Below are 14000 nucleotides of genomic sequence, written 5' to 3'. Positions count from 1 at the left end.
GTGGGAGATTCTATGTTGCTCAGCAACCCTAGAATCTCAAACTGATCGGTATTCGCCCTGATTCTTCATCAGGGTGAATGCCACTCGGCAGAGCTTGCGAGCAAGAGCTACCAATGCCTGTGTTTTCGAGAAGCCTCTGGCCAGGTAAGACTCGTAAAAAGGCTTCCACTTGGTTGAGCGACACGCCGCCATTGCGGCGTTGTAGGCTAATCGACGGATCTCCGGATCTCCTTTTTTGCTCAGGAACCTCGGGCCGTTCTTTTTCCCCGAATCGTCCACCGTCAGATCCATACCCAAAAACGCGATGAACGCGTCGCTGTTGGCAAAGTCACCGCGCATATAGGTCGTTGCCAATCCAGTCGCAGTCAGCTCTCCCACGCCCTCGATTGCTTTGCAGCGGCCAATATTGTCATCAATACCGGCCTCTTTGCTGACTTTGCGCAGCAGGTTTTGAATGACCTTGTCGGATCGCTCGAATGCCTTTTGCTGAGCCGTACGTTCTTTCTTCAGCAAGGGTTCATCGGCCCAGCTCAACATCAGACCCGTATGGTTCTGAATCAGCGTCGCGCGTCTGTGCAGCAAGCTTTTCAGTACGGTGTAGGCTTTAGGAGGCGGGTTCCAAAGCCGCAGTTTGCTTTGTTCATTCGTCAGATAGCGTGCGAGCACGCGTGCATCGCATGGATCATTTTTGGCTCGCTGACCGACACCGCGACGATAGTGGCTGACTCGATAAGCATCCACCACATAGACCTGATGTCCCATCGCATGAGCCAGATCAACAGTCTCCAAATGGTAGATATTGGTGGCTTCGACAGCGATAGCGCTTTGCGCGGGCAGAGTTTTGAGCCAACGTTTGAGGGCGGCACGATCATTCTTGACCGCTTCAATGGTTTCCAGGTCGGCGCGATAGACAACGATTTCGGTCTTGGCGATATCGATACCAACAACCGTCTGCGAAGTAAGGATTGTCATGACGAATCCTCGGAGCTAGGGTTTAAGAGCTTGTTGGGGTCTACCGTTGCGCTGGCTTGTCTCTGTCGTCGGTTTACCGATGAATTCCTTATTGGCGCTTTGGGTAGAAGGGGCGGGACGAGAAGTCTCCCACGGTCTGTACTGGTCAGAGTCAGAATCGAGTCTGTAGTCCCGCCCACCCCTTCAAGTCTAAACATACAAGCGAGCTTGCTCGCGAAGAGGCCGGTACAAGCACCCCATAACTGCGGCACACCGACGCAGATCAATGCGGCCCCCGCCACCCTCGGCGTATAATCGCCCAGCCCTTTCAGCCCTGTGCGCGCCGGAGATGCCCGATGGATCCTGCAGTATTCGAAGAGTGGATGATGACTGGCCTGGTCAGCATCCTGATCATTTTCATGGGTTTCATCGTCTGGGATCTGGCGAAGAAGTCCAAGGCCGGGCGTTTCGGCTCGTTCATTCTATTCTTCGTGCTGGGCCTGGGCGTGGCCGCGTTCATCATCAAGAGTGTGGTGATCGGCCTGATCGAATCCGGCGCTCTATAGCCGCGCCGGCACTTCCTTCCACTGGCCCTGATCCAGCCCTTCGAGCGTCCAGTCGCCAATCCGTACCCGCACCAGCCGCAACGTCGGCAGCCCCACCGCCGCAGTCATCCGCCGTACCTGACGGTTGCGCCCTTCACGAATCACCAGCTCCAGCCAACTGGTCGGCACGCTTTTGCGAAAGCGAACCGGCGGATTGCGCGGCCACAGTTGCGGCTCGTCCAGTTGCCACGCCTCGGCGGGCAGGGTCATGCCGTCATTCAGCTCGACGCCCTCGCGCAGTCGCTGCAATTGTTCAGCACTCGGCTCGCCCTCGACCTGCACCCAGTAAGTCTTCGGCAACTTGTGTTTCGGGTCGGCAATCCGCGCCTGCAACTGGCCGTCGTTGGTGAGCAGCAGCAAACCTTCGCTGTCGCGATCAAGGCGTCCGGCCGGGTAGATACCGGGCACGTCAATGTAATCCTTGAGCGTCGCCCGCCCGCCTTCGTCGCTGAACTGCGTCAGCACATCGAATGGCTTGTTGAACAGGATCAGCTTCGGCTCAGCCGGCGGCGCCTTGGCGACACGACGTGGAGCTGAGGGGGAAGGCTTCGCGCCAGGGCGGCGGGAAGGAGGACGCGGGGGACGGGACATGGCGAAAAGAACATCTAACGGTCAGGGCTGCTAATGCTAGTGCCCTGACCGCCAAATGACCACGACTAACCGTTAGCGGAACGGCGGCTCGTCGAAGCTGCGCAGTTTGCGCGAGTGCAGCGAGTTGAGTTCGGTGCGCAGCAGGTCCACCGCCGCGATGCCGATCTTCAAGTGCTGACTGACCGCACGCTCATAGAACGCGTTGGCCGAGCCCGGCAGCTTGATTTCACTGTGCAGCGGTTTGTCCGAGACGCACAGCAACGTGCCGTACGGCACCCGCAGGCGATACCCCTGGGCGGCGATGGTGCCGCTTTCCATGTCCACCGCCACGGCGCGGGACAGGTTGATCAGCGGACGTTCCTGCGCCCAGCGCAGTTCCCAGTTGCGGTCGTCGTAAGTCAGCACGGTGCCGGTGCGCAGACGCTTTTTCAGCTCTTCGCCCTTCTCGCCAGTGATATTGGCCGCGGCTTGTTGCAGCGCCAGTTGCACTTCGGCCAGCGCCGGGATCGGAATATTCGGCGGCACCACGCGGTCGAGAATCCCGTCGCGACGCATGTAGGCGTGAGCCAGCACGTAGTCGCCGATGGTCTGCGACTGCCGCAGACCGCCACAGTGGCCGATCATCAGCCAGCAATGCGGACGCAGCACTGCCAGGTGGTCGGTGATGTTCTTGGCGTTGGACGGGCCGACACCGATGTTGACCAGGGTCACACCGTGGCCGTCATTGGCGATCAGGTGATAGGCCGGCATTTGGTAGCGGTGCCAGACCACGCCAGCGGCAATCGCCGAGGCTTCGCCGTGATCCATGCCCTTCTCGATGATCACGTTACCCGGCAGGACCATGCGCACGAAACGCGGGTCATTGCGCAGTTGCTCCAGGCCATGAACGATGAACTGGTCGACGTAGCGGTGATAGTTGGTCAGCAGGATCCACGGCTGCACATGGCGCCAGTCGCTGCCGGTGTAATGCACCAGACGACGCAGGGAGAAGTCGACCCGTGCGGCGTCGAACAGCGCCAGTGGCAGCGGGTCGGTGTTTTCCCAATCGTAGAGACCGTCGGCAATGCCATCGGTGGCAGCGGACAGGTCGGTACTCGGGAACACCCGCGCCAGCACCGCAGCGGTAACGCCGGAGCCGGCCAGTTCATCGCCCTGCTCGACCACGTACGGATATGGAATGTTCTGCTGACTGACGCCGACTTCCACGGTCACCGTGAAGTCGTGCATCAACGGCACCAGCTGTTCCAGCAAGTATTTGCGAAACGCCTTGGGATGGGTGACGGTGACGCTGTAGGTGCCCGGCAGTTGCACCTTGGCGTAGGCGCGGGTGGTCTGCGGGACCTCGCCCTGACACAGGTAGGTCAGACGCAGTTCGGGATAACGAAACAGGGCACGCTGTTCGGCGTCAGGCTCGACGCGATCCTTGAGATACCGCTTGAGCGCCGAGTTCAGCGCAGTGGTGGCCCGCTCATGCAGCTCGGCCAGACGATCCACGGCTTGTTCGGCGGTTTGAACGACAATAAACGCTTCGGTCACGATCAGCTTCCTGTGTTCTGACTTGCAGAGCTTCATCTTGCCTGCATCGTGGTCTCACGGGAACAGTGGCATGTTGGCAACCGCACAATATGTCGGTCACTTTCGATCCGTGTAGGAGCTGCCGCAGGCTGCGATCTTTTGATCTTATAAACAGCAAGATCAAAAGATCGCAGCCTTCGGCAGCTCCTACAGGGGATTTGTGTGAAATCAGAAACCCTGGGGGGTTGAGCGGGTGACGATGGCTTCGACGTCCAGGCCGCGCGGCAATGCGCCGTAGACCCGGCCGCCACCGCTCAGACGGCTGGCAATGAACGCATCGCTGACCGCCGAATTACCGGCCTCCAGCAATAGCTTGGCCTGCAAACCGAGCGCGATGTCTTCGGTGAGTTGCCGCGCCCGATACTGAATGTCGCTGGTGTCCTTGAACTGCGCCTGCAACTGCTGGATATGCGCGGCCAGGCGTTTGTCGCCATGGCCGTCGCCCAACTCGCTGAACAACACATCGAGCACGCCCGGCTCTTTCGACAGCGCACGCAACACGTCCAGGCACTGCACGTTGCCCGAGCCTTCCCACGTCGAGTTGACCGGCGCCTCGCGATACAGCCGTGGCAGGATGCTCTCCTCGACATACCCGGCGCCACCCATGCACTCGGCGGCTTCGTTGATCATTCCGGGGGCACGTTTGCAGATCCAGTATTTGCCCACCGCGGTCACCAGCCGGGCGAATTTCGCTTCCTGCGAATCCTGCAGATGATCCAGCGCCTTGCCCATGCGCAAGCTCAGCGCCAGCGCGGCCTCGCTTTCCAGCGCCAGATCGGCCAGCACGTTCTGCATCAACGGTTGCTCGCTGAGCAGCTTGCCGCCGACCGAACGATGCGCGCAGTGATGGCTGGCCTGGGTCAGCGCCTGACGCATCAATGAACTGGAGCCGACCATGCAATCGAAACGGGTCATCGCCACCATCTCGATGATGGTCGGTACACCGCGCCCCTCTTCGCCGACCATCCACGCCAAAGCGCCACGGAACTCCACTTCACTGGAGGCGTTGGACTGGTTGCCGAGTTTGTTTTTCAGGCGCTGAATGTAGAACTGATTGCGCGTGTCGTCCGGGCGGTGGCGCGGCAGCAGGAAGCAGGTCAGGCCCTTGTCGGTCTGCGCCAGGGTCAGAAACGCATCGCACATCGGCGCCGAGCAGAACCACTTGTGCCCGACCAGTTCATAGGCCTGGCCCGGCCCACTGGCGCCGACCGGATAAGCCTTGGTGGTGTTGGCCCGCACATCGGTGCCGCCCTGCTTCTCGGTCATGGCCATGCCGATGGTCACGCCGGCCTTGTGCGCCATGCCGACGTTGCGCGGGTCGTATTCGGTTGCGAGGATTTTCGGCAGCCACTGCTCGGCCAGATCCGGTTGCAAACGCATGGCCGGAACGCTGGCGAAGGTCATGGTCAACGGGCAGCCGCTGCCGGCCTCGGCCTGGCTGTGCAGATAGCTCATCGAGGCGCGGGCAACATGGGCGCCGTCCTGCGGATGCGCCCATGGCAATGAAGTCAGGCCATGTTCAATCGCGGTGCGCATCAGCTCGTGATAGGCCGGATGGAATTCCACCAGATCGATGCGATGACCGTAGCGGTCGTGGCTGTTGAACAGCGGTTTGTTCTGATTGGCAAGGAACCCGGCCTCCATCAACGGCCCGCCGGCCAGCGCACCGTAGGCATCGATCCGCGACTCGGCCCAACCGGCGCCAAAGCGGCGCGACCACTCCTGCAATGGCAGGTCGATGCGGTACAGGTTGGCACCGTCCAGCGACGGTGGCTGGTTGGTGACTTCGTGGGTTTCGGCGAACTGATGCAGGTTCATGACGGGGCTCCTTTGGTCAGCCAAGGGATTCAGTTAAGCACCGGCCCGTGGCTGATCAAAGTGTCATATGCGCCGAACTGTCGGCGCTTTCACCCTGTCAGGCGCTAAGTACCCGACGCTCCAGCGCCGTCTGCAGGTCTTCGAATTTCACCGGTTTGTTCAGGTAATCGATGCGCGTACCCGGCGCGCAGTGCTCGCGATCCGTGCCCAGCGCCAGCATGAACACCGGCAGATTGGCGCAGCCCGGCAGCGCATGGATCTGGCAGCACAAGGACGCCCCTTCGTGAGAGGGCAACTGGCAATCGATCAGCACCGCGTCGAAGGTTTCCCGTTGCAGGCAATCGAGTGCCGCCGCGCCGTTGTCCGCCGTGCGCACGCGGAAACCGAGCTTGAGCAGCATGCCGCGCATCACCAGTTGGTTGACGCTGTTGTCGTCTACCAGCAGCACTGTGCAGTCCTGCGGTGCGCGTGCGCTGTCTCGCGAAGATTCAAGGATTGGCGCAGGCTCGACCGCTGGCAATTCGAACTCGACGTCCAGCTGAAAACGGCTGCCGCGCCCCGGTTCGGAGCGGTGCGTCAGCTTGCCGCCGAGCAGTTCGACCAGTTGCCGACAGATCGCCAGCCCCACGCCCAGGCCGCCGTATTCGCGGGTCATCGAGCCGTCAAGCTGGAAGAAGCGCTGATACATCGTCGCCTCGCCCAGATCGGTGAAGCCGATACCGGTGTCGATCACCGCAAACGACAACGCCAAGCGGTTATCCGCTGCTGGCTTGCCCGTCACCCGCAGCGCCAGACCGCCGACCCGGGTGAACTTGATCGCGTTGTCCAGCAGGCACTCCAGGCACTGCGCCAGTTTGGCGCTGTCGCCGTGCAAGCGATCCGGCAGGGTCGGCAGCACCTCGACCTTGAAGTCCAGCGATTTGCTCGCCGCGTTGCCGTCGAACTGCACGCGCAAGGCCTCGACCACCGCGCGCAGGCTGAAGCTGCCCTGCGTCGCCTTGAGCTTGCCGGCCTGCAATTCGGTAAGGGTGAGGATGCCGTTGACCATGCGCATCATGTCCCGGGCGGAACCGGCGGCGGTTTGCTGGTATTGCTCCAGCTCAGGCTCCAGCTCGACGGTCTGCATCAGCTCCAGCGAACCGATCACCCCGTTCATCGGCGTGCGCAATTCGTGGGTCAGGGTCGCGAGGAATTCATCCTTGAGCTTGTTGCTGTGGGCCAGTTGCTGGTTGAGCACTTCGAGCTTCTGCCCGGCGTCGAACAGGGTTTGCGCCTGCTGCTCGCGCATCGCGTTGATGCGGTCGGCCAGCGCCAGCGACAGCAGCGCGACTTCGATGGCCGAACCGATCTGGCTGGCGTACATGGTCAGGAACACGTTCGGCAGCAGGCCCAACACCATCAGGGTATTGACGATGCCACCGAGCAGGAACGCCGACCAGGCAATGATGAAATAACGCGCCACCCGCAAGCCGCGCCACCAGGCGAGGATCCCGGCAGCGAAAATCACCACGGTAAACACCAGCGCCAACAGGGTCGCCAGGCGCAGCGACAACGCGTAACTGGTCATCAGCGACAGCCCGACCACCAGTGCGCCGAACGCGATCAGGGCAATCAGCAGGTAGTCGAGCCAGCGGCTGTGGGTTCGTGTCTGCAGGAAACTGCGGGCGAACTGGCTGCCGAACAACCCGGCGCAACCGATGAAAAACGGTGTGGCGGCGTTGGCCCACCACGGATTGTCCGGCCAGAAATACTCGACTGCCGCGCCGTTCACCGACAGTTGATAGAGGCCGAACGAGGCGATGTAGAAGATGTAATAGAGGTAGCTGGTATCGCGCACGCTCAGGTAGATGAACAGGTTGTAGACCAGCATCCCCAGCAGCACGCCATAGATGATCCCCAGCACATACAGGCGCACCGGCTGGTCTTCGAGGTACGCGGTGCTCGACCATAACGTCACCGGCGCCTGGATCGAACCCTCACTGGCCAGGCGCAGGAACACGGTTTTTTGCTGGTCAGGGGCGAAGGTCAGGTCGAACAGATAATTGTTCTGGCGGATCTCGCGGCTGGCGAAGGGCAAGGCGTCGCCGGTCTGCCGGATCAGCCGATAGTCACCACTGGCATCGGCCATATAAAGGTCGAGGTGATCGAGCGGCGGATACGCCAGTTCCAGCAGCCAGGTACGTTGCGCGGCCGGGTTGTTCGGACGGTAATGCAGATCGATCTTCAGCCAGAACGCCGAGCGCGAGTAACCGGCATTGAGCGTGGCTTTGTCGTGGGGTTTGAAATTGCCTGCCGCCGCTTGAGCGCGGACGTCGGCGATGTTCGCCTGACCGCTCGGGTCTTCGAACACTTGCAGGGAGCGACCCAGGGGAAGGCTCTGGGTATTTTCGTCGAACTCGACGGCGCTTGCGAGGAGGGGCAAGCAGAACAGCAACATCAGCAAATAGCGCATTGAAGCCCCAGCGTGGCTCGTCCGGTTGTGTCAGGAAGCCCCCCATTCCCTTTGAGTAGACGTAAAACCGGTATTACCTGTTATTGGTTTGGATCCAGACTAGCATAGCCGTTGATGGCCATTAAGCACCATCGAAATTTTTCCCACAAAGGCTCTAGAACGGGCGTTTCAGAGCAAAGCTGCGGGCTAGAGCTGTTGAGTTGGTCAGCTTAATCATTGCGATCCTCTTTTGTGGCGAGGGAGCTTGCTCCCGCTCGGCTGCGCAGCAGTCGTAAAACCTGTAAATGCGTTGTGCCTGAATAAATGCAGGGGGCTGCTTCGCAACCCAGCGGGAGCAAGCTACCTCGCCACAATGGTAGCTGCAGTGTTGTCGGACAATCTGCTCGCAAACACCGTCAGGACTGAACCCCAAAATCAGGTTTGGTGGTAAGCTCGCGCACCATGAATATCTACAGCTCCCGCCCCGTTGTCCTCTGTCTCTCCGGCCACGACCCCAGTGGTGGCGCCGGCTTGCAGGCAGATATCGAAGCCTTGCTCGCGCAGGGTTGCCATGCGGCTCCGGCCGTCACCGCCCTGACCGTGCAAGACACCGTCAACGTCACTGACTTCCGCGTCCTCGACCGTGAGTGGGTACTGGCCCAGGCCAATGCCGTGCTCAACGACTCCGAAGTCGCTGCGGTCAAACTGGGCATGCTCGGTTCGCTGGAAATGGTCGACACCGTTGTCGAACTGCTTTCGGCGCACCCGCACCTGCCAGTGGTCTGCGACCCGGTGCTGCGTGCCGGCGGCGGCGGACGCCTGGGCAAGGACGAAGTCGGTTATGCGATGCGCGAGCGTCTGCTGCCGCTGTCGATCATTGCCACCCCCAACCTGCCCGAAGCGCGGATTCTCGCCGAACTGCCCGAAGGCACTGCGGACGAGTGCGCGGAAAAACTCCTGCCGTTCGTCAAAAACCTGCTGATCACCGGCGGTCATGGCGACGAAACTGAAATCCACAATCGCCTGTACAGCCGTGACGGCCTGCGTGAAACCTTCTATTGCCAGCGTTTGCCGGGCAGTTACCACGGTTCCGGCTGCACCTTGGCCAGCGCCCTCGCCGGTCGGCTGGCCCAGGGTGAAAACCTCGCCAGCGCCGTGCGCACTGCACTGGATTACACCTGGCGCACCCTGCGCGATGCCGAACAACTGGGCAAAGGCCAGTTCGTGCCACGTCGCCTGCCGCTGGATTTTTGCTCGTAACGTCGTGAGGTCTGCCTGATGAAACTCCGTGGCCTGTACGCCATCACCGACAGCCAATTACTGGCGGGCAAGTTTCTGTCGTACGTGGAGGCGGCGCTGGAAGGCGGCGTCACCCTGCTGCAATACCGCGACAAAAGCAGCGACGAGGCCCGCCGCCTGCGCGAGGCCGAAGCCCTGCGTGACCTGTGCGAGCGCTACAAGACGCAGTTGATCATCAATGATGACGCCGAACTGGCCGCGCGCCTCAACGTCGGCGTGCACCTGGGCCAGACCGACGGCCCGCTGTCGCCGACCCGCGCCCTGCTCGGCTCCAAAGCCATCATCGGGTCGACCTGCCATGCGCAGCTCGAACTGGCTGAACAGGCCGCCAAAGAAGGCGCGAGCTATGTCGCCTTCGGTCGCTTCTTCAACTCCAACACCAAACCCGGCGCACCGAGCTGCAGCCTCGATCTGCTCGACGAGGCCAAACGCAAGCTGCACCTGCCGGTCTGCGCGATTGGCGGCATCACCCTCGACAACGCCGCGCCGCTGGTGGCCCATGGGGTCGACCTGCTGGCGGTGGTCCACGGTTTATTCGGTGCCGAAAGCACCGCCGAAGTGACCCGCCGCGCCCGCGCCTTCAACGAACTTCTGAAAATCTGATTTGAGAGCCCGATCATGTCTCGTTCCGAAACCCTGTTTGCCAATGCCCAGAAACACATTCCCGGTGGCGTGAACTCGCCGGTTCGCGCGTTCAAGAGCGTGGGCGGCACACCGCTGTTTTTCAAGCATGCCGAAGGCGCCTACGTCACTGACGAAGACGACAAGCGCTATGTGGATTACGTCGGTTCGTGGGGTCCGATGATCCTCGGCCACAGCCACCCGGACGTGCTCGACGCGGTCCGCAATCAACTGCAACACGGTCTGTCCTACGGCGCGCCGACCGCAATGGAAACCGAGATGGCCGACCTGGTCTGCTCGCTGGTGCCGTCGATGGACATGGTGCGCATGGTCAGCTCCGGCACCGAAGCGACCATGAGCGCGATTCGTCTGGCCCGTGGCTACACCGGTCGTGACAGCATCATCAAGTTCGAAGGCTGTTACCACGGTCATTCCGACAGCCTGCTGGTCAAGGCCGGTTCCGGCGCGCTGACCCAGGGCGTGCCAAGCTCCGCCGGTGTACCGGCAGCATTCGCCAAACACACCCTGACCCTGCCGTTCAACGACATCGACGCGGTGGAGAAGATGCTCGCCGAAGTCGGTCAGGACGTCGCCTGCATCATCGTCGAGCCAGTCGCGGGCAACATGAACTGCGTTCCACCAGCCTCCGGTTTCCTCGAAGGCCTGCGCGCGCTGTGCGACAAGCACGGCGTGGTGCTGATTTTCGACGAAGTGATGACCGGTTTCCGTGTGGCGCTTGGTGGCGCTCAGGCCTACTACGGCGTAACCCCGGACCTGACCACCTTCGGCAAGATCATCGGCGGCGGCATGCCGGTCGGCTGCTTCGGCGGCAAGCGCGAAATCATGGAACGCATCGCGCCGCTGGGCCCGGTGTATCAGGCGGGCACCCTGTCGGGTAACCCGCTGGCGATGGCCGCCGGTCTGACCACCCTGCGTCTGATCAGCCGTCCGGGTTTCCATGCCGAGCTGACCGACTACACCACGCGCCTGCTCGACGGTCTGCAACAACGCGCCGATGCGGCGGGTATTCCGTTCGTGACCACTCAGGCCGGCGGCATGTTCGGTCTGTACTTCAGCGGTGCCGACGACATCGTCACCTTCGAAGACGTGATGGCCAGCGACGCAGCACTGTTTGGTCGCTTCTTCCACCTGATGCTGGAAGGCGGCGTTTATCTGGCGCCGAGTGCATTCGAAGCCGGTTTCACCTCGATCGCCCACGGCGAAGCCGAGCTGAAAATCACCCTGGACGCTGCCGAACGTGCCTTCGCTGCACTGAAGTAATCGCCGTAGCGCTGACGTTGGCCATGGCCAGCGTCAGCTTTCACCTACACCTACGCACTTTTTCCCACGCCTCTGCTAAAAATCCGCCGGAAAGTGGCCGATATATTCCCCGCGCAGCAGAAAAACGAGTAAAGACTTTGTAAGGTTGGCCCTGCTTATTTCATAATGCGCGCTTATTGGATCCCTCGATGGGTCCGCGTGCCCTTCAGAGGTAAGTCGATTCCCATGAACCGCACCGGCCGCACCCTTGCCTTGGGCTGCCTGTTGCTCCTTCAGCCCCTGCTCGCGCATGCACAAGCAGGCGGCAACTCGTTGTTGATCCCGGCGATGGGTCGTTGCACCCTCAACACTCAGCCGCAAGACGTCACGCAGGCACTGGCCGCCTGCCAGAAAGCGGCGGACGAAGGGGATGCGCAAGCGCAATACGAGTTGGGTGAGTTCTACTACGACGGCAAGAATGCGCCACGCGACCTCAATCAAGCCCTGAGCTATTTCGAAAAGGCCTCGCTGCAAGGCCACGCTCAGGCGCAGTTCAAGCTCGGCACCATGTTCTTTCACGGTGAAGGCGTGCAGGCCAACAACATTCAGGCGTACATCGTGCTGAAGATGGCCGCGGTCAACGGCGCCGAAGATGCGCTGGACACCGCTGACGAAGTCTCCGAAAAAATGTCCCGCGAAGACCTCGAAACCGCGACTCAGGTGCTCGGGCAAATTTTCCGTAAATACTTGATGGAACTGCAGAGCGCCGATGGGCGTACGCCGTTTTCGCCTTTGCCATAAGGGCTTTTGTGGCGAGGGGATTTATCCCCGATGGGTTGCGAAGCAGCCCCAAAACCCTGAAATCAAGCTCCTTCTGACATACCTTGCTGAATGGACTTGCGACTGCTTCGCGGTCGATCGGGGATAAATCCCCTCGCCACACATCATTTCAAATCCAGATCAGGGCTTACTTCTCAGGCATCGGCATCGGAAACGGCATCACATTGCCGACCGCGCCGCGGGCTTCGCTGATTTTCGGGGTGCCCAGACGCTCCACCTCGTCGATGCGCACGATCGAATGCATCGGCACAAAGCTGCGCACCACACCTTCGAACTGCGCCTTGAGCTTCTCTTCGCTCGGATCGACCACCACTTGCGTGCGCTCACCAAAGACGAACTCTTCCACTTCCAGAAAGCCCCACAGATCACTTTGATAGATCTGCTTGGCGTACATTTCGAACACCTGGCCCTGGTTGAGGAAAATCACCTTATAGATTGGAGCTTCGCGTTTGGTCATGGCGGGGGGATAACATCGGGGATAAAAATGAGGGCGCAAACTATAGCATAGCCGCCGGACGCACAGCGGTAGGAACCTGAGGGCTTGTTCCCTATAATGCGCGGTTCTTTGAATCAGGTGACGACCTTACTCCATGGCCAAGAAGCTTTACATCGAAACCCACGGTTGCCAGATGAACGAGTACGACAGCTCGCGCATGGTCGATCTGCTGGGCGAACATCAGGCCCTGGAAGTCACCGCCCGCGCCGAAGACGCCGACGTGATTCTGCTCAACACCTGCTCGATCCGCGAACGCGCTCAGGACCGGGTGTACTCGCAGCTCGGCCGCTGGCGCGAACTGAAACTGGCCAACCCGGACATGGTGATCGCCGTCGGCGGTTGCGTGGCCAGCCAGGAAGGCGCGGCGATCCGTGATCGCGCGCCGTACGTCGATGTGGTCTTCGGGCCGCAAACCCTGCACCGCCTGCCGGAAATGATCGACGCCGCACGCAGCAGCAAGCTGCCGCAAGTCGACGTCTCATTCCCGGAAATCGAAAAATTCGACCATTTGCCCGAGCCGCGCATCGATGGCCCGAGCGCCTACGTGTCGGTGATGGAAGGTTGCAGCAAGTACTGCACGTTCTGCGTAGTGCCTTACACCCGTGGCGAAGAAGTCAGCCGGCCGTTCGATGACGTGATCGCCGAGATCATCCACCTCGCCGAGAACGGCGTGCGTGAAGTGACCTTGCTCGGGCAGAACGTCAACGGCTATCGCGGCCTGACCCACGATGGACGTCTGGCCGATCTGGCCGAGCTGATCCGCGTGGTCGCCGCCGTCGATGGCATCGACCGCATCCGCTACACCACTTCGCACCCGCTGGAGTTCTCCGACAGCCTGATCCAGGCCCACGCCGAAGTGCCGGAGCTGGTCAAACACCTGCACTTGCCGGTGCAGTCGGGTTCCGACCGGATCCTCGCGGCGATGAAGCGCAACCACACCGCGCTGGAGTACAAATCCAAGCTGCGTAAACTGCGCGCTGCCGTGCCGGGCATCTGCATCAGTTCGGACTTCATCGTCGGCTTTCCCGGCGAGACCGAGAAAGACTTCGAGCAGACCATGAAGCTGATTGCCGATGTCGGCTTCGACTTCTCCTACTCGTTCGTCTATAGCCAGCGCCCGGGCACCCCGGCGGCCGATCTGGCCGACGACACCCCGGAAGAGCTGAAAAAAGAACGCCTGAACGCCTTGCAGCATCGTTTAAATCAGCAAGGATTCGAGATCAGCCGACAAATGGTCGGTTCGATCCAGCGCATTCTGGTCACCGACTACTCGAAGAAAGACCCGGGCGAGCTGCAAGGGCGCACCGAGAATAATCGTATCGTCAACTTCCGCTGCGATAATCCGACCCTGATCGGCCAGTTCGCTGACGTGCACATCGACGCGGCGCAACCGCATTCGCTGCGCGGCTCGTTGATCCAGTAAACGCAAGGCGTCAGAGTGCCGCTGTGGCGAGGGAGCTTGCTCCCGCTCGGTTGCGAAGCAGCCGCAAACCAGACACCTCGATCATCCTGA

Annotated in this window: 12 protein-coding genes; 6 read left to right on the top strand and 6 right to left on the bottom strand. The window is 61.0% G+C overall.

The window, feature by feature from the left end:
• Positions 1 to 36: 36 nt before the first annotated feature.
• Entirely contained in the window at positions 37 to 972 is a 936-nt protein-coding gene (locus PMI25_RS05395; protein WP_024164428.1) for an IS110 family transposase, read from the bottom strand.
• Between the two features lie 335 nt (positions 973 to 1307).
• Between PMI25_RS05395 and PMI25_RS05390 the strand changes: the two genes are divergently transcribed.
• Positions 1308 to 1517 (top strand): DUF2788 domain-containing protein, encoded by a 210-nt coding sequence (locus tag PMI25_RS05390; RefSeq protein ID WP_003228500.1) that lies wholly within the window; start codon positions 1308 to 1310, stop codon positions 1515 to 1517.
• On the opposite strand, the gene PMI25_RS05385 is transcribed toward PMI25_RS05390, so the two are convergent.
• The 4 genes from PMI25_RS05385 to PMI25_RS05370 all read right to left on the bottom strand — a co-directional run bounded on the left by PMI25_RS05385 (position 1512) and on the right by PMI25_RS05370 (position 7992).
• Positions 1512 to 2147 carry a pseudouridine synthase gene (locus tag PMI25_RS05385; protein ID WP_007960544.1) on the bottom strand — a complete coding sequence of 212 codons (636 nt, stop codon included), beginning with the start codon at positions 2145 to 2147 and terminating at the stop codon, positions 1512 to 1514. The genes PMI25_RS05390 and PMI25_RS05385 overlap by 6 nt on opposite strands.
• Positions 2148 to 2219: 72 nt before the next feature.
• Positions 2220 to 3719 carry an AMP nucleosidase gene (amn, locus tag PMI25_RS05380; protein WP_167734182.1) on the bottom strand — a complete coding sequence of 500 codons (1500 nt, stop codon included), beginning with the start codon at positions 3717 to 3719 and terminating at the stop codon, positions 2220 to 2222.
• Positions 3720 to 3890: 171 nt separating this feature from the next.
• Positions 3891 to 5540, bottom strand: coding sequence for an acyl-CoA dehydrogenase family protein (locus tag PMI25_RS05375; protein WP_007960548.1), 1650 nt, complete (start codon positions 5538 to 5540; stop codon positions 3891 to 3893).
• 97 nt (positions 5541 to 5637) lie between these two features.
• Positions 5638 to 7992 carry a hybrid sensor histidine kinase/response regulator gene (locus PMI25_RS05370; protein ID WP_007960550.1) on the bottom strand — a complete coding sequence of 785 codons (2355 nt, stop codon included), beginning with the start codon at positions 7990 to 7992 and terminating at the stop codon, positions 5638 to 5640.
• A gap of 441 nt (positions 7993 to 8433) precedes the next feature.
• Between PMI25_RS05370 and PMI25_RS05365 the strand changes: the two genes are divergently transcribed.
• The 4 genes from PMI25_RS05365 to PMI25_RS05350 all read left to right on the top strand — a co-directional run bounded on the left by PMI25_RS05365 (position 8434) and on the right by PMI25_RS05350 (position 11952).
• A complete protein-coding gene (locus PMI25_RS05365) occupies positions 8434 to 9231 on the top strand; it encodes a hydroxymethylpyrimidine/phosphomethylpyrimidine kinase (RefSeq protein ID WP_007960553.1) in 798 nt (265 codons plus the stop codon).
• Between the two features lie 18 nt (positions 9232 to 9249).
• A complete protein-coding gene (gene thiE / locus PMI25_RS05360; RefSeq protein WP_007960555.1) occupies positions 9250 to 9873 on the top strand; it encodes a thiamine phosphate synthase in 624 nt (207 codons plus the stop codon).
• 15 nt (positions 9874 to 9888) lie between these two features.
• The gene (gene hemL, locus PMI25_RS05355; protein WP_007960556.1) at positions 9889 to 11172 is read left to right on the top strand and encodes a glutamate-1-semialdehyde 2,1-aminomutase; all 1284 of its coding nucleotides are present in this window, start codon (positions 9889 to 9891) and stop codon (positions 11170 to 11172) included.
• Between the two features lie 225 nt (positions 11173 to 11397).
• Entirely contained in the window at positions 11398 to 11952 is a 555-nt protein-coding gene (locus PMI25_RS05350) for a tetratricopeptide repeat protein (RefSeq protein WP_003228518.1), read from the top strand.
• A 166-nt stretch (positions 11953 to 12118) separates the two neighbouring features.
• Here PMI25_RS05350 and PMI25_RS05345 read toward each other — a convergent pair whose 3' ends face one another.
• Positions 12119 to 12448, bottom strand: coding sequence for a DUF1820 family protein (locus PMI25_RS05345; RefSeq protein ID WP_003185742.1), 330 nt, complete (start codon positions 12446 to 12448; stop codon positions 12119 to 12121).
• 133 nt (positions 12449 to 12581) lie between these two features.
• Between PMI25_RS05345 and miaB the strand changes: the two genes are divergently transcribed.
• Positions 12582 to 13910 carry a tRNA (N6-isopentenyl adenosine(37)-C2)-methylthiotransferase MiaB gene (gene miaB, locus PMI25_RS05340; RefSeq protein ID WP_007960557.1) on the top strand — a complete coding sequence of 443 codons (1329 nt, stop codon included), beginning with the start codon at positions 12582 to 12584 and terminating at the stop codon, positions 13908 to 13910.
• The last annotated feature ends 90 nt before the right edge of the window (positions 13911 to 14000 follow it).

Origin of the sequence: Pseudomonas sp. GM30 (assembly GCF_000282275.2) — a bacterium.
Lineage (GTDB): Bacteria > Pseudomonadota > Gammaproteobacteria > Pseudomonadales > Pseudomonadaceae > Aquipseudomonas.
The sequence above is the reverse complement of the archived record's forward strand: the minus strand, read 5'-3'. Positions and strand labels throughout refer to the sequence as shown.

Coding starts and splice junctions, on each gene's coding strand:
- PMI25_RS05395 (WP_024164428.1), bottom strand. CDS start 972: ATGACAATCCTTACTTCGCAGACGGTTGTTGGTATCGATATCGCCAAG.
- PMI25_RS05390 (WP_003228500.1), top strand. CDS start 1,308: ATGGATCCTGCAGTATTCGAAGAGTGGATGATGACTGGCCTGGTCAGC.
- PMI25_RS05385 (WP_007960544.1), bottom strand. CDS start 2,147: ATGTCCCGTCCCCCGCGTCCTCCTTCCCGCCGCCCTGGCGCGAAGCCT.
- amn (WP_167734182.1), bottom strand. CDS start 3,719: ATGAAGCTCTGCAAGTCAGAACACAGGAAGCTGATCGTGACCGAAGCG.
- PMI25_RS05375 (WP_007960548.1), bottom strand. CDS start 5,540: ATGAACCTGCATCAGTTCGCCGAAACCCACGAAGTCACCAACCAGCCA.
- PMI25_RS05370 (WP_007960550.1), bottom strand. CDS start 7,992: ATGCGCTATTTGCTGATGTTGCTGTTCTGCTTGCCCCTCCTCGCAAGC.
- PMI25_RS05365 (WP_007960553.1), top strand. CDS start 8,434: ATGAATATCTACAGCTCCCGCCCCGTTGTCCTCTGTCTCTCCGGCCAC.
- thiE (WP_007960555.1), top strand. CDS start 9,250: ATGAAACTCCGTGGCCTGTACGCCATCACCGACAGCCAATTACTGGCG.
- hemL (WP_007960556.1), top strand. CDS start 9,889: ATGTCTCGTTCCGAAACCCTGTTTGCCAATGCCCAGAAACACATTCCC.
- PMI25_RS05350 (WP_003228518.1), top strand. CDS start 11,398: ATGAACCGCACCGGCCGCACCCTTGCCTTGGGCTGCCTGTTGCTCCTT.
- PMI25_RS05345 (WP_003185742.1), bottom strand. CDS start 12,448: ATGACCAAACGCGAAGCTCCAATCTATAAGGTGATTTTCCTCAACCAG.
- miaB (WP_007960557.1), top strand. CDS start 12,582: ATGGCCAAGAAGCTTTACATCGAAACCCACGGTTGCCAGATGAACGAG.